Genomic DNA, 17,555 nt, shown 5'->3' on the forward strand with positions numbered 1-17,555 from the left:
ATGACTGCCATCATACAAAACTTGAAAAAGTGGGCCAAACTCCGCTCTTTACAGAAAATTGGTCTCCACCTCACTTCTCATATTATAGAAGGTTCCGTTTAACAATTCAAAAAAAGTGAAAACCCCGGTGAGAATTCACCAGGGTTTTCTTGACTAAGTTGTTTTTCAACAACGTGAAATGAATAACAGCGGGTGCTGTTATTCATCTTTCTCTTACTCTCCTGTATACTTCTTAAAAGCAAGTGTAGCATTGTGGCCGCCAAACCCAAGAGAGTTACTGAGCGCTACCTTCACGTCTCTTTTGCGGGATTCATTCGGCACATAATCGAGGTCACACTTCTCATCTGGTGTTTCGTAATTAATCGTTGGAGGAATCATTCCATGTTTTAATGTTAAAGCCGTAAAGATCGCTTCAACGCCCCCAGCTGCGCCAAGCAAGTGGCCTGTCATAGACTTCGTAGAGCTGACAGCCAGCTTATAGGCATGTTCACCAAACACGCTCTTAATAGCCGCTGTTTCAAATTCATCATTATAAGGTGTGCTTGTTCCGTGAGCATTAATATAATCCACTTCTTCAGGCGATACCCCGCTGTCTTCAATAGCCATTCTCATCGCCCTTACACCACCTTCTCCGCCTGGTGCCGGAGCTGTAATGTGATGGGCATCTCCAGTTGACCCGTAGCCGATTACTTCAGCATAAATGCGTGCGCCACGTTTCTTCGCATGCTCCAGTTCCTCTAACACGATAATACCAGCGCCTTCTCCCATGACGAATCCATCACGGTTAGCATCGAACGGGCGGCTCGCTGTATTCGGATCCGGGTTCGTGGATAAAGCCGTATTGGCGCAGAAGCCCGCTACAGACATTTGAGTAATAGGCGCTTCGCTGCCGCCTGTGATCATTGCATCTGCATCGCCGCGCTGAATAACTTTAAAAGCATCACCGATGGAGTTCGTTCCTGTTGCACAGGCAGTAACTGTACATGAGTTAACGCCCTTTGCGCCCAGGTAAATAGATACTTGGCCTGCAGCCATATCTGGGATCATCATTGGCACAAAGAATGGGCTCACACGGCGGTAGCCGCGGTCAAGGAATGTTTGGAATTGCTTTTCAAACGTTTCCATGCCCCCAATGCCGGAACCGACCCATACGCCAATACGTTCTGCATTAGACTCATCAATAGTTAAATCGGCATCTTTCACAGCCATTTGAGATGCAGCTACAGCAAATTGAGTGAAACGGTCCATTTTGCGGGCTTCCTTTCTCTCTAGGAAGTCCTCTGGGTTAAAGTCTCTAATTTCTGCAGCTACCTTTGCCGGATAATCATCGGCATTTACTCTAGTCATAGGCTTGACGCCACTTTGACCGCTTAAAGCGTTTGCCCATGCTTCTTGAATGGTACTCCCGATCGGGGATACGATACCAAGTCCTGTAATAACGACTCTTCGATTTTCCATCCTTTTCTCCTCCATATTCATTTAGGTACTCTTCGACCTTAACGCCCCCATCTCATCGCAATGGCACCCCATGTTAACCCGGCGCCAAATCCGACCATGACGAGCAGATCATCCTCTTTAATTTTACCTGCTCGCAACTCTTCTATCAAAGTTAAAGGTATCGAAGCCGATGATGTATTCCCATATTTATTAATAGTAACAGACATTCTTTCACGTGGAAGTTCCAGGCGCTGACGAGATGCTTCCATAATCCGAATATTAGCTTGATGAGGAAGCAGGAAATCTACATCTTCCTTCGTTAATCCCGCTTTATCCAGAACATTGATGCAGGATTGCCCCATCTGGCGGACAGCAAATTTAAACACTTCCGGTCCATTCATTTGAATGTGCTCTTCCTGATACAAATGCTTGACCCCTGCACCATCTGCGCCAAGCTCGAACGATAAGATGCCTCGGCCTTCAGATACCGAGCTGACCACTGCCGCGCCTGCTCCGTCACCGAATAGAACAGCTGTATTTCTATCCGACCAATCGATCGCTGTAGACAACTTCTCTACACCTACGACGAGTACATTCTTATAAGCACCTGTTTCAATAAATTGCTTCGCCGTAACAATTCCATACATGAAGCCTGCACAAGCCGCACTGACATCCATTGCCGCTGCCCGCTTGGCGCCGATTTCATGCTGGATCATTGTTGCTACAGATGGGAAGCGGTAATCCGGCGAGACGGTCGCTACGATAATTAAGTCGATATCCTCCGGTGAAACTCCAGCATCCTCGATTGCCTCCTGTGCAGCCTTGATGCCCATCTCAGAGGTGCTGTCCTGCTCAGCAATTCTGCGCTCTTCAATGCCAGTCCGTGTACGAATCCATTCATCAGACGTATCCATGATTTTCTCTAAATCCGCGTTTGTGACCACTTTATCAGGTACATATTGCCCCATTCCAATAATTCCTGCGTTCATATTGAGACCCCTTCTTTCCCCATCTTTTTTTTGCACGTACTATCAATTATTAAGACTTGGTACTAATTTTAATAAAAAAGAGTGAACTTTGCAATAGGAGAAAAGATAATGAACCCCTTACAACTAAAAAAGCGAAGGGGGGCATCCCTTCGCTTCAGACTGTAGACAAACCCGATGGAAGTCGAGCGTCTGCAGTCTTTTTATTTTGCCTGTAAGTGTGTTGATTTCCACTCCAGACGCTTCGCTTTCTGCGGGGCGGGCGGTGGCCTCCTCAAGCTGCGCTTTGCGGGGTCTCACCTGTCCCGCTGATCCCGCAGGAGTCTGCGCGTCTTCCATTCCAATCAACAAGAGTAATCAAGTTCACTAAGAGGACTTAAAAAATTGTCCATGCAGGCGATGATTACTTTTGCTGCCATGAATCTTAAGAAAGTGGCCAACTGGACTTGGCAAGGTCCAGAAATGGTCTAAATGATGGCCTTGGAGAGGTCCAGTCTTTTCTATCAAATAGCGTCAACACTAGTAAAAAGCCGAAAAAGGGTCCAGAATGAGACCATTCCGAACCCTTTTGTCGACAAACTGAAACGAAGGGGGCGTCCCTTCGCTTTTTCTTGAAAATCAGTTATTCTCCTGCTGAGCGTCTTTTTTGCCCATTTCGTAAGCTTCGTTCATGACATTCAGGAAGATGCCCATAAACGGCTCAGCTAAATCCATGGAGAATTCAATTCCTGCTTCCTTCAGCTTTTCCTGAGCCTCAGGTAAATACTTCATGGCAATTTGCATAAATTCCAGGTTTTTGTTGTCATTCATGATTACGTACCTCCATCTGCTTATTTGGCAGCTCGCCCGTCTCCATGTATTGCTGTATATACCTCTCTACCTCTTGCTGAAAACCTTTGTCCACTTCTTTGCTGAAGGGGCTTAAGGAAATGACGCCATCAGCGAAATCAAAATAAAGATTCCCCGCCTCTAGCTCACCCCTCGCAAATTGATCAGCTGCAAGCAGGTAAAGCCGGTCCACATGCTGGACGGTACTCGTCAGCACGGTATCTTCTCCAAGATCAGACTGGTCAGATACGTAGCCGATCGCATGCAAGCCAGTTTCTTTTAATTTTTCAATAACAGGTACATTATAGCCATCCCCTGCCGGATAGACAACATCGGCTCCTTCAGCGGTCATTTGCTCAAGCAGCTGCAGAGCTTTTTCAGTATCATCCCAGTTTTCTACGAAGCTAGTGATTACCTGAGTGTCCTCCCGCTCAAATTTTGCCCCTTCGACGAACCCCTTCACTTCTGGCTGCCACTTGTAGGTAGCTATGATGCCGATTGTTCCTGTGCTTGAATGTTGAGCAGCTGTCATGCCGCCAAAGAACCCCATCGCGTAACCTTCAAATTTCAAGCTCGTTGTATTTTTCTCCTGCGCATCTCCATTAAAGCTGACAAAATGCATATGGGGATATTTCGGTGCAATTTCATTAAAGTATTCGGCATATTCGCTGCTATGGCCGAACACAAGGGTAATGCCCTTATGGGAAAACTCCTCTACGGCCCTTTCAGCCAATGCCTGTGAACGAATATTTTCCTTATAGAAAATATCGGCTCCATATTTATCTTGTATGTTCAGCATTCCGCCGTAGCCTTTTGTTCCCCAAACTTGATCATTAATCGTATGAGGAACAAGCAGTCCCACCTTCTCGATCTTTGTTTCACTGCCTTCACCTGAACAGCCGGCGAGACTGACGACGAAGCATAAACCTATCCATATAATAAACAGTCGCTTAACCATTCTCTGTCTCCTTTTTCAACTGTATGCCCTTTTATCTTACTTTTAATTTTCAAGAAGGGGAAGAGGTTCATTGAAAGTACAGAGAAATTGTTAAAAATACGGACAAAAATTTCATTTAACTTCAATCTGCGGCTATGCTATTATTGAAGTTGGATTACATATCAATTCAGCTTCTAATTAAAGGAGGGGAAACCATTATGAAATATATTGCGACTTTCTTTTGGACTTTCTTGCTTGTAGAGATGTTAACATATGTTGTTTCTTCAATGAACGGCGTAGAGTTCCAATTCATGCCAGCCTTCATTATTTCTATCGTCACGACTATTTTAATTCTTGTTCTTTCTGCAGTGATCCCGGACGGGCCTAGGGAACAGCATTAAGAAAAACGGCTGCTTACGGATTGTAAGCAGCCGTTTTCCTATTTAACGACCAGTTCACCGTCCGCTTCATCAATCACTGCTTCACTCTGCGGCGGCAGCTTCCCAGCAATGATTGCGCGGGCCAGCTTCGTCTCAATTTGACGCTGGATAAACCGCTTCAGCGGGCGCGCTCCATATACCGGATCGAAACCTTCCCGTGCAATTAACTCCTTTGCTTCCTCTGTCAGCGTCAGCTTAATTTGCTGATCATCTAATCTCTCTCTTAAATCTTTAATCATTCGTTCAGCTATGCCTTTAATATTCTCTACACTCAGCGGCTTGAACAGAACAATGTCATCCACCCGGTTGAGAAACTCAGGACGAAAATGAGCACGCAGCTCTCTCATGACCTTTTCCTTGGTCTCTTCTTGTATCTCTTCTTCATTTTCTTTCCGGTCAAGCAGGAATTGCGAACCAATATTAGATGTCATAATAACGACTGTATTCTTGCAGTCGACCGTCCTTCCTTGTGAATCAGTAATACGACCATCATCGAGCATTTGAAGCAGAATATTAAACACTTCCGGATGGGCTTTTTCGATTTCATCAAGCAAAACAACTGAATAAGGCTTTCTCCGCAGTGCCTCTGTAAGCTGGCCGCCCTCTTCAAAGCCGACATAGCCTGGAGGGGCACCGATCAAGCGGGATACCGCATGCTTTTCCATGTATTCAGACATGTCAATTCTAATCATCTGTTCTTCACTATCGAACAATGTATTTGCGAGCGTCTTGGCTAGCTCTGTTTTCCCTACACCCGTCGGTCCTAAGAAAATGAACGAACCGATTGGGCGGTTTGGATCTTTAATCCCAGATCGTGCCCTCAGCACTGCATCGCTGACGAGCTGAACAGCTTCGTCCTGACCGACTACGCGCTCATGCATGATGCTTTCTAAACGCAGAAGCTTCTCTCTCTCTCCCTCCACAAGCTTTGTAACAGGAATGCCTGTCCAACGGGCAACAATAGAAGCAATTTCCTCCTCCGTTACTTCTTCACGAACCATCCGGCTATCGGTATCCGCTTGCTCCTCTTCCTCCTCCAGCTGAGCCAGCTCTTTTTCCATGGCCGGAATTTTGCCGTGCCGCAATTCAGCTGCTTTGTTTAGGTCATATCGGTTCTCTGCATCTTCCAGCTCTCTTCTCAGCTTCTCTAAGAGCTCTCTTTTCTCTTGTACAGACTGGATCGCTTCCTTTTCTGACTGCCAGCGTGCCTTCATTTCACTTGCCTTTTCTTTCAGGTTGGCCAGTTCTTCCTGCAGCTGCTCCAGCCTTTCTTTGCTTGCGGTGTCTGTTTCTTTCCGAAGAGCAGCTTCTTCAATCTCCAGCTGCATCACACGCCGGGTTACTTCATCGAGTTCACTTGGCATAGAGTCAATCTCTGTCCGGATCATTGCGCATGCTTCATCGACCAAATCAATGGCCTTATCCGGCAGGAAACGGTCGGTAATATACCGGTTTGACAGCGTCGAAGCGGCCACAAGAGCACGGTCATGTATTTTGACCCCATGATGGATTTCAAAACGCTCCTTCAAGCCGCGCAAGATAGAAATCGTGTCTTCCGGTGTCGGCTCCTGAACGAGTACCTGCTGAAAACGGCGCTCCAATGCCGGGTCCTTTTCAATGTACTTCCGGTGCTCTTCAAGAGTTGTTGCTCCTATACAGTGCAGCTCTCCGCGCGCAAGCATGGGCTTCAGCATGTTGCCAGCGTCCATTGCTCCTTCTGTCTTGCCGGCACCGACAATCGTATGCAGTTCGTCAATGAATAATAAGATGCGTCCTTCACTTTTTTTAACTTCATTTAAGACAGCCTTTAGCCTTTCTTCGAACTCTCCACGGAATTTAGCGCCGGCAATGAGCGCACTCATGTCAAGCGCAAATACGGTTTTGTCCTTTAGCCCCTCCGGCACATCCTTCCGCACAATCCGCTGGGCTAGACCTTCAACGATCGCCGTTTTCCCGACACCGGGTTCACCGATTAACACCGGGTTGTTTTTTGTTTTCCGGGAAAGAATCCGAATCACGTGGCGGATTTCCTGATCGCGTCCGATGACCGGATCCACTTTGCCAGCACGCACTTCCTCTACTAAATCCCGGCCGTATTTCGTCAATGCTTCATAACCTGCTTCTGGCTGTTGTGATGTCACCTTCTGATTCCCCCTTATCTCTTTAATTACCTGTTCAACCTTCTCTTGTGTAAGTGCTTCTTGTTCTAAGAACTGTTTCATTGCTGGATCTGTCGTTTGGAACAACGCTAATGATACGTGCTCTACAGACAGGAAATCATCTTCCCATTTCCCTCTTATGACCTCCGCTCCATTCAGCACGCTCTGTAGCCCTGAGGAGACGAACGCCCCATATTTGACTCCTTCGCCTGAAATTACCGGCTTTTTCTGTAATTCTTTCTGCAAAAAACGGAGCCAATGTTCACGGGGGCTGCCTGCCCTTTCCATGATTCGGACATGCAGGCTGTCTGTTCGGCTGACGAGCGACAGCAAGAAATGGATAAGATCAATTTCTGTATGCTGGTGTTCTTCTGCTAGCTTCTGAGATTCTACAAGAGCCTCTTGCATAGAGCTAGTCATTCGTTCAATATCCAATAGGACTCCGCCTTTCTTTGACCTTTTTTGACCTTTTATTTCATTATAAAAGGTGGATATTCGGCTTGTAAAGTAATACGCCGGCACGCTTAAAGAAAATTTACCAGTTATAAATAAGGTTTCTTTTCACTTTCTTTCCCATTCATGATAAATTTGAAAAGTAATTGAATGACATACGGAGGCTTTTTACAGTGGAAGATATTTATTTGCTTATTAAGTACCTATTGTTAGGATTGTTCCAAGGTTTTACCGAACCGATTCCTATTTCTTCGAGCGGCCACTTACAGCTCGCTCAACACTTTCTCGGTGTCGAGATTCAAGGCTTATCCTTTGAACTGTTTGTTAACTCGGCTTCACTTTTGGCTGTGCTAGTTATCTACCGAGAAGATATTATGCGGCTCGCCGTAAATGGCATGAATTACATAAAAGACCGGAAGCCTGAAGACCGGTCAGAGTTTATGTTCATTGTCTATTTAATTATTGCTACAATTCCGGCAGGCGTCATCGGCATTTTATTCGACGACTTTATTGAGGATAGACTGTCTTCTATACGGACGGTTGCTATTACACTAATTATCACGGGGATCGCTCTTTGGTTGATTCGTAATCTAAGAGGACGTAAGAATGATGGCGATATGAAGCTAAAGGATGCCATTATCATCGGCTGTGCTCAAGCTGTTGCTCTTATTCCTGGTATTAGCCGCTCTGGCGCTACAATTGTTGCAGCTATGGGTCTTGGCATGAAACAGGAAACAGCGCTTCGCTTCTCGTTTCTGCTGTTCATTCCTGTCAGTGCCGGCGGCATGGTCCTTAGCTTTTCAGATATTTTGAATGACCCTAATTTAGATAAGCTGTTTCTCCCTTATCTGCTGGCCTTTTTTGGTTCATTCATTATGTCTTACTTTTCCCTGCGGTGGTTCATGAATATCATGGCACAAGGAAACCTCAAATACTTCGCTATTTACTGCTTTATCGTAGGCCCGCTTGTATTGATTTTTCTTTAATGCATAAGAAAGCATCGGCTGCTTGAGCCGATGCTTTTTCATTCTTATTGAATACCGAGAGCAATCTTTGCATAGCGTGACATCATATCTCTTGACCATGGCGGGTTCCAGACAATGTTCACATCTACTTCCTTCACTTCTGGAATATCAGCAAGGGCTGCGTTCACCTGGTCAACAATGACAGGGGCAAGCGGACAGCCCATAGAAGTCAACGTCATTGTCACCGTTGTTTTCCCTTCTTCATCCATATCTACATCATATACAAGCCCGAGGTTTACAATATCAATGCCAAGCTCCGGGTCGACTACTTGTTCAAGTGCGCCAAAAATATTCTCTTTCAAATCTTGATCCATGCTCTTTCCTCCTTCTGCTTCATGTTACCCTTATGATAACAAAGGAACGGACAAATTATCACCCCGGACGCCTCATTTCACGAAAATCAATGAACTTTAGGCAAATATCTGCGCTTTGTTAGACATAAGCATGTAATTAATCGTACACTTATTATACAAACGAAAAAGGAGTGTTAGCTAGTCTATGGCAGAAAAGCATTTAATTGTACTGGATCTTGACGGAACACTGCTTACCGACGAAAAAAAGATTTCCCCTCGCACGAAAAAAACATTGCAGCATGCCATGAAGCAAGGACATGAAGTAATGATTGCCACCGGCCGGCCTTACCGCTCCAGCGAGTTATATTATAAAGAGCTCGGTCTTATTACACCGATTGTTAACTTCAATGGCGCATTCGTGCATCATCCCCGCCAGCAGAACTGGGGCCAATATCACGAGCCGATGGATGTAAAGACGGCTGTAGAAGTCGTAGAAGCCTGTCATGATTATAACTTCCATAACATTATCGCTGAAGTGCAGGACGATGTATATTTTCATTACCACGATGAGCGTCTGATCAACCTGTTCAGCATGGGCGAACCGAACGTAACAACAGGCGATTTGCGCCGCAAGCTTACTTACGACCCGACAAGCATGCTGATCCACGCTACCGATAAAACGGCACCGCTCATTAGCCAGCATTTAAGCGACGTGCATGCTGAAGTGCTTCACCATAGAAGGTGGTCCCAACCGTGGCATGTTATTGAAATTGTCAAGGCTGGCTTAAATAAAGCGGTGGGCATCCAGAAAGCGGCAGCGGATTTAAATATACCAAGAGAGCGCATTATTGCTTTTGGTGATGAAGATAATGACTTGGAAATGATTGAATATGCAGGTACAGGAGTCGCCATGGGAAATGGAATCGACCAGTTGAAGAACATTGCGAATGAAATCACACTAACGAATGAAGAAGACGGCATTGCTCACTTTTTAGAGGACAGGCTGAATTTAAAGGTTGAAAAAACCGCTATGTAAAAAATGGCTCACACGCATTTCTTTGCGTGCAAGCCATTTTTTTCTGCCGTCATAGCTACTCTTTTCTAAAGAACCCATAAATCCCCGCGGTCTCTACAATATTCGTAAAGGCATTCGGGTCGACCTCTTTAAGTATGTGTTCCAGGTCATACAATTCATATCGGGTAATGACAATCATTAATATTTCACGGTTTTTTCCTGAAAAGGCCCCCTTGGCCGGTATGACTGTGATGCCTCGCACCAGCTTGGCATGAATCGCCCTCTTCAGCTCTTCCGATTTATCTGTAATAATCATGGCTGTTAATTTCGTGTAGCGTGTATGAATCGCATCAACCACACGCGTGGATACATAAAGCCCTATGAGTGTATACAGCGCTTTCTCCCAGCCAAAGATTAAACCGGCGAGCAGAATGATGATTCCATTCAGCACTAAAAAATAAGTACCGATGGGCCGGTCCTTCATGCGAGAGAGGATCATGGCGATAATATCAAGTCCGCCAGTGGAAGCCCCCCACTTCAGCGTTAAACCAATTCCGACTGCGCCGATCACGCCCCCGAACACCGCGTTTAGAATAATGTCCTCTGACAACGCTTGAACAGGAATCATTTCCATGAAAAAAGTAGTGGCAGCAACTGATAAGAAGCTGAAAATGGTAAAGGACTTTCCTACCTTCATCCACCCAAGAATGGCGACCGGAATGTTCAACAATAGCAGGAGTGCTCCTACCGATATATTAACGGGTGTAAATGAAGTGAGGATATTGGACAGAAGCTGAGCTGCCCCTTGAAATCCACTTGCATATACATTAGCCGGAATTAAGAAGAAATTCATAGCCATTGCATTTAAAAAAGCACCGACAATTACGATCATTGTTTTCTTTGATAAACTCCATATAGATTCTTTAATCAACTTTTCTCCTCCTTTTCCGGGAATTACGTTCAGCTAAAGCAAATTTCATTGTTATTTCCTCAAGAAGCCTTTACAATAATGACAGATAAAGGGAGGTATTCAATCAATGAAGCTATTTGCTGATTCAGCCAGTGATTTGCCGCTCGAGTTCTTTGAGCGTCATCAAGTCACTCTTATTCCGCTTCATGTCCATCTGAATGGTGAAGAATTCGAAGATGCCATAGGCATCCACCCCAAAAAAATATACGAAGCGATTCACCAAGGAGAAATGCCGAAAACATCCCAAGCTTCTCCACTGGTATTTGAGAAGCTGTTTACGGAGCTTGCCGAAAGCGGTGAATCAGGTATCTACCCTGTCCTCTCCTCCGCCCTTTCTGGTACATACCAAACCGCTGTTATGGTAAGGGATCAAGTGAAGGAAAAGTATCCTGATCTTGATTTGACTATTCTTAACACCAATTCGGTTTCCTTAGGATACGGTCTAATCGTTATGCGGGTAGCCGAATGCTTGCAGAAAGGCTGGCACAAAGACGATATTATAGAAGATATCCAATTTCACAGTCAACATATGGAACACATCTTCACTGTAGAGGATCTTGGACATCTCGCCAAGGGCGGCCGTCTGTCTAATGGCGCTGCCTGGATTGGCGGACTGCTGAACATCAAGCCGATCCTGCATGTAAAAGAAGGCAAGCTCATGCCCCTTGAGAAAATACGGGGGCGCAAAAAAGCATTTAAGCGAATGCTTGATATTATGCAGGAACGCGGACAGGACCTGGCTAACCAGCGGGTGGCAATCAGCCATGGTGATGACCCCGAAACAGCCGAGCAGCTCAAAGCAATGATTGCCGAACGTTTTCATTGTCAAGAGATTTATACCCATATTATCGGTTCAACAATCGCCGCTCATGCAGGTCCTGGCACAATTGCGCTATTTTTCTTGAACGCGCCTCAACCAAATGAACCATCAAATCATAACTAACCCATTTAGAAAGGTGGAAATACACATGGCAAAAGAAAGCTCATTTGATATTGTTTCGAAAGTTGATTTTTCTGAAGTAACAAACGCCATTACACAAGCAATGAAGGAAATTCAAACGCGTTATGACTTTAAGGGAAGCAAAAGCGACCTCTCTCTTGATAATGAAGAGATTGTTCTCCTTTCCGATGATGAGTTTAAGCTTGAACAGTTAAAGGATGTGCTGCTCAGCAAGCTGATTAAGCGTTCCGTGCCGATTAAAAATATTGAGTACGGCAAAATAGAGGGAGCTTCAGGCGGTACGGTCCGCCAGCGTGCTACGATGGTACAGGGGATTGATAAAGATACTGCAAAGAAAATTAACGCAATCATTAAGGACAGCGGCCTGAAAGTGAAGTCCCAAATTCAGGGCGACCAGCTTCGAGTGACAGGCAAGAACAAAGATGACCTGCAAAAGGTCATGGCGGCTGTTCGTGAAGCAGATCTGCCGGTTGATGTGCAGTTCGTAAATTTCCGTTAATCACAGAAAAAAAGGCAGACGAAAGATTTGACCTTTCGTCTGCCTTTTTACTTTATACACAGCCTTACTCCTTCACTAATGGCTTCTGCTGGATAAGCTCATATACTTGTTCCATGTTTAAGTGGCTTCTCACATGCTCGGCAAGCAAATTATAAGCCTCCTCACGCCTGTCTGCATCGGACCGGATCGCATCCGTGATCTCTTTCATCCCTTTTTGTCGCCGGATCTGATTCATAAAAGCCCTTGTAAAAGCACGGTTATGAAAAATCCCATGAAAATACGTGCCAAGCACACGGCCATCATTAGACACCGCTCCGTCCTCCCTGCCATCTTCCAGCTTCAAAAAAGGCTTAGCTGCCTTTACTTCTCTCTCCGTTCTTCCTAAGTGAATCTCATAGCCTGATAAAGTCATTGCTTCCGATATAATGCCTTTAGATAAGCTTCCTGTCATTTGCCTTGTTTCTTTCTCTTTATGAAAGACAGTTTTAATTGGCAACAGCGAAAGACCTTGGGCCGTTTCTCCATTTCCTTCCACAGCCTCCGGATCGAACAGCTCACACCCTAGTATTTGAAAACCGCCACAGATTCCAACAATGCGGCTTCCTTGCTGGTAGAGCCCTGCGATCGCTTCATCGAACCCTTTCTCTCTTAACCATTTTAAATCGGCCATGGTATTCTTCGTCCCTGGGATAATCAACATATCTGGATGTCCCAGCTCTTTGATTGAACGGACAAAGCGGACTCCTACATCGGGTTCTTCGAATAACGGATCAATATCTGTAAAGTTGGATATCCTCGGAAGGCTGACCACTGCTACATCGATGGCAAACTCTCCTTGCTTCGGCTTTTTGAAGCGCAGCGAGGAAAGGGCAAGTGAATCTTCCGCGTCAATCGCTACATCCAGGTAAGGGATAACACCGATGACAGGAATGCCTGTTTCCTTCTCTAACCATTCGACTCCATCGTCCAGCAATTCCCGCATGCCTCGAAATTTATTAATAACGATGCCTTTCACGCGTTTCCTTTCCTCTTCTTCCAGAAGGGCGAGCGTACCGATGATAGACGCAAACACGCCGCCCCGGTCAATGTCTGCGACTAAAATGACAGCGGCATCTGCAAGATGAGCCATTCGCATATTAACAATATCCCGGGCCTTCAAATTGATTTCAGCCGGACTTCCCGCCCCCTCTAGGACAATGACATCATGCTCTTCCTGCAGCCGGCGGAGAGATTGCTCGACAATCGGCATGGCTTCTTGAACAAAGTCGTTTCGGTAGCTTTGCGCATTCATATCTAAAAAATGCTTGCCGTGGACGATCACTTCAGATACCATATCCTGCTTTGGCTTTAGCAGGATCGGGTTCATATCTGTTGTTGCTATGACACGCGCAGCTTCCGCCTGTACCCCCTGTGCCCGTCCAATTTCTCCTCCATCTATCGTTACGAAGGAATTTAGAGCCATGTTCTGTGATTTGAAAGGGGCCACACGCAGACGGTCATTTGAAAAGATTCGGCACAGCGCCGTGCAGATTAAGCTCTTTCCTACATCTGAAGCGGTTCCCTGAACCATAATTGCTTGTGCAGTCATTTACATTCCTCCATTAAAACTCCAAGCCTTTCACAGCCGGAATGCCTCGTTCGTAATAGTGCTTTGTTGCCTCAATACTGGATACAAGATCAGCCATCTCTATCAGCTCGTCTGCAGCGTCTCTTCCCGTTACAACAAGATGCATATGAGCAGGACGGCGGCGAATCGCTTCTAGGACTTCCTCAAGCGGAAGTACGTCATCAATTGGAAACTTTGTAATAGCTAGTGCATTATTTAATTCGTCTAGTACGAGCAAATCGACATCGGGATCATTCAATGCTTCTTTTGCTTTAAGCCATGCTTTTTTCAAGGCAGTCCTGTGCTCTTCAGGGGTTTTCGTCCAGGTAAAACCAATACCCAGCTGCTCCATTTCTACACCGAGCCTTTTAAGTGCTAGTGCTTCTCCGTATGTACGCTCGTTTGACTTAATAAACTGCAAATACTTTACCCGCATGCCCCGGCCAACTGCCCGAAGTGTTACCCCTAGTGAAGCGGTTGTTTTTCCTTTCCCATCTCCCGTATAAATTAAAAATAGTCCTTGACGCGCCGTCTTCATAGCCACACCGTTTTCTCTGTATAAGGCGTTCTTTTTTTCTCTGTCGCTTCTTGGCCGGCTTTTGGATATCCGATACATATCGTCCCTACTACCTTTTGGTTTTCAGGAGCTCCAATGAACTGATGCATGCCGTCATCGTGAACAAGACCGACACCTCTCGTGCGCCACACAAATCCGAGGCCAAGTTCTTTTGCTGCAAGCCACATGGAATGAATGGCACAGCATGTCGCAAATACATTATCTTCAGATGCGTGAGGGTCACCCGGTACAAGATCAGCTGTCACAACAATAATCACAGGTGTGGATGTCACCGCTTTTAAAGAACTCTCCACTAAATGAGGCTTCGTCGGAAAACGGTTTTGCAGGTATCCTTCCGCCAATACTTCATAACGCTTCTTCGCTTCTCCTTTTATGACATAAAAGTTCCAAGGCTCTCGCATACGGTCGTTTGGCGCATAGGTCGCTGCTTCAAGCAGCTTCTGAATTTTCGCTTCTTCAACCGGTTGATCCTCATAGCTGCGGATGGCCCGCCGTTCCTTTAATGCTTGAATAATTGACAAGTGGATCCTCTCCTTCTCACTCTAAAACGGTTTCTGCTTCTAGTACTTTTTCATACCACTTAATCTTCTCTCGCAGCTTGACAACTTCCCCTACGAGTACCAGGGCAGGATTCTGGATGTTCTCTGCTAATGCCAAATGGGCGATTGTATCAAGCTTTCCTGTAATGGTTCTTTGTCGATCGGTCGTTCCCCATTCAACGACAGCAACAGGCGTGCCTGGGGGACGTCCGTGTTCAATGAGCTGCTTACAAATATGTGACAGGTTTCCAACTCCCATATAAAAAGCGATCGTATCAATGCCTGTAGCCAAAGCCTCCCAGTTCAGCCGGTCTTCCCCTTTACTATCACGCCCATGGCCAGTAACGATTGCAAAGCTTGAAGCGTATTCGCGATGTGTCACAGGGATCCCTGCATAAGCAGGCGCCGCAATTCCGGCCGTAACCCCCGGCACTATCTCATACTCAATTCCATGTTCCGCAAGTACCTCTGCTTCTTCTCCTGCACGCCCGAATACACACGGATCTCCTCCCTTTAATCGAGTCACTGTTTTTCCTTCCAGCGATTTATTGACTAACAACTCGTGGATCTCTTCTTGTATCAGATGATGTTTGCCTGGCAGCTTCCCGCAGTAAATAAGTTCAGCGGATGCCTTCGCATGATCCAAGAGCTTCGGATTGACGAGCCTGTCGTAAACAATGACGTCAGATATTTGTATACATTCAAGACCATATACAGTTAATAGCTTCGGATCCCCCGGACCGGCACCGACTAAGTAGACTTTTCCTTTTGTCATCTCACGGTCTCCCCCTTTAATAATTGCTGAACAAGCCCCTCTCGTTCTTGAACCTTTCCTTGTCTCGTCAGTTCCAAAAACAAAGGCTGAAGAAGCTCCTTCAATATATGTCTTTTTAAATGATGATCACTCACTTCTCGCAACACCCTGCAGCGGGTTTCTTCTAAAAAGAAAAGATACTCCTCATATGTCTCATCATACTGTTCAGCAAGTTCTTTTTTTATTTTTCTTGCTAAGCCGGGGCTTGCACCTGAAGTGGAGACAGAGACAGCAAGTTTCCCGCGCCGAACAGTGGCAGGAACAATAAAATCGCTTAACTCCGGCCGGTCCACTAGCATGATGAGCTGATGAGCCCTGGCTGCTTCGTATACTTTCATATTCACCTCGGGCTTATTCGTCGCTGCTATAATTAAAAAAGCATCACATATATCCTTTTCCTCAAACCGCTTCTTTTTCCAAACGATTCTCTCTTTAACCAGCTTGTTTTTTATCTCGTCATGAAGCTCGGGACTCACAACGGTAATGTCGGCAGCCGTTTCAACTAGCGTACGAATTTTCTGAGCTGCTACGCTCCCTCCTCCAACGATGACAGCTCTCCTTCCTGCTAAATTCAGCATGAGCGGGTAATAATTTACCATACCTTGCTATTCTCCCCCTCCTTATATTCGACGCAAGCCTTCACCCACTGCTCAGCAAGCTCTGGATTAGAAGCGAAGTGGAAATGGGTATAGCCGGCAACAAGATTGCTCATTAAATATCCTTCTGCCTTTTTGCCAAACCGGCTTGCCGTTTCATAAGCCGGAGAAGCAGCGGCTCTGCTCTCAAACTTGGAGTAATGAAATTCATGCCCCTTTGCCTGCTGACCAGACCCCAAAATGAAATTACCTTCCATACCGAATATTTCACGGTAACCGAGGGCAGCAAGCTTTGTCTGCATCTTCACGCTGCCAGGGATCAGGCCCGCCATCGGAAATTCTTCGCCAGATGTATTTACAATCGACTCTGTTAAATACATAAACCCTCCGCATTCCGCTAATGTCGGGAGCCCGTTTTCGATCGCACTTCGAATGGAGCTCTTTGCTTCTGCTTTCTCTGAAAGCTCTGATGCAAACTCCTCAGGAAAACCGCCTCCGAGGTACAAACCGTCTGCTTCCTTTGGAACCTCCTCTCCTTGTAAAGGAGAGAAATAAAGAAGCTTTGCCCCGTATGCTTCTAACAATTCAAGATTTTCTTGATAGTAGAAATTAAAAGCAGCGTCTTTTGCCACAGCAATACAAATGTCTTGGGACTCCCTCTGTTTAAATAAAGTTGCAGATTCATGTGTTAGCTCCGTCGTTTGAGCTAAGTCATATAGCTGGTCGATGTCGACCGTTTCTGACACAAGAGCGGCTAATCGCTCAAAAAATGAATCTAACTCTCCACTTTCAATCGCGGGAACGAGCCCTAAATGCCTGCTCGGAATATCAATGTCCTGCTCCCGCTTCATATAACCGATGACCGGCACCTGGCACTCCTGCTCAATGGCCGCTTTCACAATCTCAAAATGACCTTTGCTGCCTACTTTATTAGCAATGACCCCGACGATGCCTGCCCCTGGTGTTAAGGCTTGGAATCCTTTTACGATCGCCGCCGCACTGCGCGCCATGCTGGCACAATTCACGATGAGCAGTACAGGGCTGTCAGTAATCATACTGATTTCGGCTGTGGAGCCCGTATTTTCTAACGGGCTTTTCCCATCTAGAAACCCCATGACCCCTTCGATAATGGAAATATCCGCTCCCTTGCTTGCACGGATAACGATATCGCGTACTGTCCCATGCTCAAGCATCCAGCTATCCAGGTTCCGTGACACTCTGCCTGTCACCGCTGTATGATAAGAGGGATCAATATAGTCTGGGCCGCATTTGAACCCTTGTACTACGTAGCCTTTCTGGCGCAGGGCGGCCATCAGACCAATGGTACAAGTGGTTTTCCCTACTCCGCTGCCAGTTCCAGCAATTACTAACCTTCGATTACTCACTCTGTTTCCTCCTTTATCCCGCTTTAACAGAGGCA

General features: G+C 46.0%; 18 protein-coding genes. 5 read left to right on the top strand and 13 right to left on the bottom strand.

Annotated features, from left to right (window positions below; all coding sequences use genetic code 11):
* Positions 1–213 precede the first annotated feature (213 nt).
* The 4 genes from fabF to QY97_RS08180 all read right to left on the bottom strand — a co-directional run bounded on the left by fabF (position 214) and on the right by QY97_RS08180 (position 4,209).
* Entirely contained in the window at positions 214–1,458 is a 1,245-nt protein-coding gene (gene fabF / locus QY97_RS08165; RefSeq protein WP_039237494.1) for a beta-ketoacyl-ACP synthase II, read from the bottom strand.
* A 38-nt stretch (positions 1,459–1,496) separates the two neighbouring features.
* Positions 1,497–2,426, bottom strand: coding sequence for a beta-ketoacyl-ACP synthase III (locus QY97_RS08170; protein ID WP_039237496.1), 930 nt, complete (start codon positions 2,424–2,426; stop codon positions 1,497–1,499).
* Between the two features lie 615 nt (positions 2,427–3,041).
* Positions 3,042–3,233, bottom strand: a complete 192-nt coding sequence (locus QY97_RS08175) for a ComZ family protein (protein WP_039237497.1) — start codon at positions 3,231–3,233, stop codon at positions 3,042–3,044.
* Positions 3,226–4,209 carry a BMP family ABC transporter substrate-binding protein gene (locus tag QY97_RS08180; protein ID WP_039237499.1) on the bottom strand — a complete coding sequence of 328 codons (984 nt, stop codon included), beginning with the start codon at positions 4,207–4,209 and terminating at the stop codon, positions 3,226–3,228. Before QY97_RS08180 ends, QY97_RS08175 begins: the two co-directional genes overlap by 8 nt.
* Before the next feature lie 197 nt (positions 4,210–4,406).
* On the opposite strand from QY97_RS08180, the gene QY97_RS08185 reads away from it, so the two are divergent.
* Positions 4,407–4,589, top strand: coding sequence for a YjzD family protein (locus QY97_RS08185; protein ID WP_039237501.1), 183 nt, complete (start codon positions 4,407–4,409; stop codon positions 4,587–4,589).
* 38 nt (positions 4,590–4,627) lie between these two features.
* Here QY97_RS08185 and clpB read toward each other — a convergent pair whose 3' ends face one another.
* Positions 4,628–7,222: an ATP-dependent chaperone ClpB gene (clpB, locus tag QY97_RS08190; protein ID WP_039237504.1), complete on the bottom strand. Its 2,595-nt coding sequence runs from the start codon at positions 7,220–7,222 to the stop codon at positions 4,628–4,630.
* Positions 7,223–7,413: 191 nt separating this feature from the next.
* Here clpB and QY97_RS08195 point away from each other — a divergent pair, with 191 nt between their 5' ends.
* Positions 7,414–8,226: an undecaprenyl-diphosphate phosphatase gene (locus QY97_RS08195; RefSeq protein WP_039237506.1), complete on the top strand. Its 813-nt coding sequence runs from the start codon at positions 7,414–7,416 to the stop codon at positions 8,224–8,226.
* Between the two features lie 44 nt (positions 8,227–8,270).
* Here QY97_RS08195 and QY97_RS08200 read toward each other — a convergent pair whose 3' ends face one another.
* The gene (locus QY97_RS08200) at positions 8,271–8,579 is read right to left on the bottom strand and encodes a metal-sulfur cluster assembly factor (protein WP_039237508.1); all 309 of its coding nucleotides are present in this window, start codon (positions 8,577–8,579) and stop codon (positions 8,271–8,273) included.
* Positions 8,580–8,763: 184 nt separating this feature from the next.
* Here QY97_RS08200 and QY97_RS08205 point away from each other — a divergent pair, with 184 nt between their 5' ends.
* Positions 8,764–9,594 carry a Cof-type HAD-IIB family hydrolase gene (locus QY97_RS08205; RefSeq protein WP_039237510.1) on the top strand — a complete coding sequence of 277 codons (831 nt, stop codon included), beginning with the start codon at positions 8,764–8,766 and terminating at the stop codon, positions 9,592–9,594.
* A gap of 55 nt (positions 9,595–9,649) precedes the next feature.
* Here QY97_RS08205 and QY97_RS08210 read toward each other — a convergent pair whose 3' ends face one another.
* Entirely contained in the window at positions 9,650–10,465 is an 816-nt protein-coding gene (locus tag QY97_RS08210) for a YitT family protein (RefSeq protein WP_039237589.1), read from the bottom strand.
* Positions 10,466–10,610: 145 nt separating this feature from the next.
* Here QY97_RS08210 and QY97_RS08215 point away from each other — a divergent pair, with 145 nt between their 5' ends.
* Both QY97_RS08215 and QY97_RS08220 read left to right on the top strand, forming a co-directional pair.
* The gene (locus tag QY97_RS08215; RefSeq protein ID WP_039237512.1) at positions 10,611–11,486 is read left to right on the top strand and encodes a DegV family protein; all 876 of its coding nucleotides are present in this window, start codon (positions 10,611–10,613) and stop codon (positions 11,484–11,486) included.
* A 25-nt stretch (positions 11,487–11,511) separates the two neighbouring features.
* Positions 11,512–12,003: a YajQ family cyclic di-GMP-binding protein gene (locus tag QY97_RS08220; protein WP_039237515.1), complete on the top strand. Its 492-nt coding sequence runs from the start codon at positions 11,512–11,514 to the stop codon at positions 12,001–12,003.
* A 64-nt stretch (positions 12,004–12,067) separates the two neighbouring features.
* Here the strand turns inward: QY97_RS08220 and QY97_RS08225 are convergent, their stop codons facing one another.
* The 6 genes from QY97_RS08225 to QY97_RS08250 are packed head-to-tail and all read right to left on the bottom strand — an operon-like array spanning position 12,068 to position 17,520.
* A complete protein-coding gene (locus QY97_RS08225; RefSeq protein ID WP_039237517.1) occupies positions 12,068–13,591 on the bottom strand; it encodes a cobyric acid synthase in 1,524 nt (507 codons plus the stop codon).
* Between the two features lie 13 nt (positions 13,592–13,604).
* The gene (locus tag QY97_RS08230; protein ID WP_039237590.1) at positions 13,605–14,147 is read right to left on the bottom strand and encodes a cob(I)yrinic acid a,c-diamide adenosyltransferase; all 543 of its coding nucleotides are present in this window, start codon (positions 14,145–14,147) and stop codon (positions 13,605–13,607) included.
* Positions 14,144–14,707 carry a nitroreductase family protein gene (locus QY97_RS08235; RefSeq protein WP_039237519.1) on the bottom strand — a complete coding sequence of 188 codons (564 nt, stop codon included), beginning with the start codon at positions 14,705–14,707 and terminating at the stop codon, positions 14,144–14,146. The genes QY97_RS08230 and QY97_RS08235 overlap by 4 nt, the downstream gene beginning before the upstream one ends.
* A gap of 16 nt (positions 14,708–14,723) precedes the next feature.
* Positions 14,724–15,500 (bottom strand): uroporphyrinogen-III C-methyltransferase, encoded by a 777-nt coding sequence (cobA, locus tag QY97_RS08240; protein WP_039237520.1) that lies wholly within the window; start codon positions 15,498–15,500, stop codon positions 14,724–14,726.
* Positions 15,497–16,138 carry an NAD(P)-binding protein gene (locus QY97_RS08245; protein ID WP_039237521.1) on the bottom strand — a complete coding sequence of 214 codons (642 nt, stop codon included), beginning with the start codon at positions 16,136–16,138 and terminating at the stop codon, positions 15,497–15,499. The genes cobA and QY97_RS08245 overlap by 4 nt, the downstream gene beginning before the upstream one ends.
* A complete protein-coding gene (locus QY97_RS08250) occupies positions 16,132–17,520 on the bottom strand; it encodes a cobyrinate a,c-diamide synthase (protein ID WP_039237523.1) in 1,389 nt (462 codons plus the stop codon). The genes QY97_RS08245 and QY97_RS08250 overlap by 7 nt, the downstream gene beginning before the upstream one ends.
* Between the last annotated feature and the right edge of the window lie 35 nt (positions 17,521–17,555).

Origin of the sequence: Bacillus thermotolerans (assembly GCF_000812025.2) — a bacterium.
Lineage (GTDB): Bacteria > Bacillota > Bacilli > Bacillales > Domibacillaceae > Quasibacillus > Quasibacillus thermotolerans.

Bases quoted from the DNA above. Each gene is read 5' to 3' on its own strand.
- fabF (WP_039237494.1), bottom strand. From the start codon at position 1,458: ATGGAAAATCGAAGAGTCGTTATTACAGGACTTGGTATCGTATCCCCG.
- QY97_RS08170 (WP_039237496.1), bottom strand. From the start codon at position 2,426: ATGAACGCAGGAATTATTGGAATGGGGCAATATGTACCTGATAAAGTG.
- QY97_RS08175 (WP_039237497.1), bottom strand. From the start codon at position 3,233: ATGAATGACAACAAAAACCTGGAATTTATGCAAATTGCCATGAAGTAT.
- QY97_RS08180 (WP_039237499.1), bottom strand. From the start codon at position 4,209: ATGGTTAAGCGACTGTTTATTATATGGATAGGTTTATGCTTCGTCGTC.
- QY97_RS08185 (WP_039237501.1), top strand. From the start codon at position 4,407: ATGAAATATATTGCGACTTTCTTTTGGACTTTCTTGCTTGTAGAGATG.
- QY97_RS08200 (WP_039237508.1), bottom strand. From the start codon at position 8,579: ATGGATCAAGATTTGAAAGAGAATATTTTTGGCGCACTTGAACAAGTA.
- QY97_RS08205 (WP_039237510.1), top strand. From the start codon at position 8,764: ATGGCAGAAAAGCATTTAATTGTACTGGATCTTGACGGAACACTGCTT.
- QY97_RS08210 (WP_039237589.1), bottom strand. From the start codon at position 10,465: ATGATCGTAATTGTCGGTGCTTTTTTAAATGCAATGGCTATGAATTTC.
- QY97_RS08215 (WP_039237512.1), top strand. From the start codon at position 10,611: ATGAAGCTATTTGCTGATTCAGCCAGTGATTTGCCGCTCGAGTTCTTT.
- QY97_RS08220 (WP_039237515.1), top strand. From the start codon at position 11,512: ATGGCAAAAGAAAGCTCATTTGATATTGTTTCGAAAGTTGATTTTTCT.
- QY97_RS08225 (WP_039237517.1), bottom strand. From the start codon at position 13,591: ATGACTGCACAAGCAATTATGGTTCAGGGAACCGCTTCAGATGTAGGA.
- QY97_RS08230 (WP_039237590.1), bottom strand. From the start codon at position 14,147: ATGAAGACGGCGCGTCAAGGACTATTTTTAATTTATACGGGAGATGGG.
- cobA (WP_039237520.1), bottom strand. From the start codon at position 15,500: ATGACAAAAGGAAAAGTCTACTTAGTCGGTGCCGGTCCGGGGGATCCG.
- QY97_RS08245 (WP_039237521.1), bottom strand. From the start codon at position 16,138: ATGGTAAATTATTACCCGCTCATGCTGAATTTAGCAGGAAGGAGAGCT.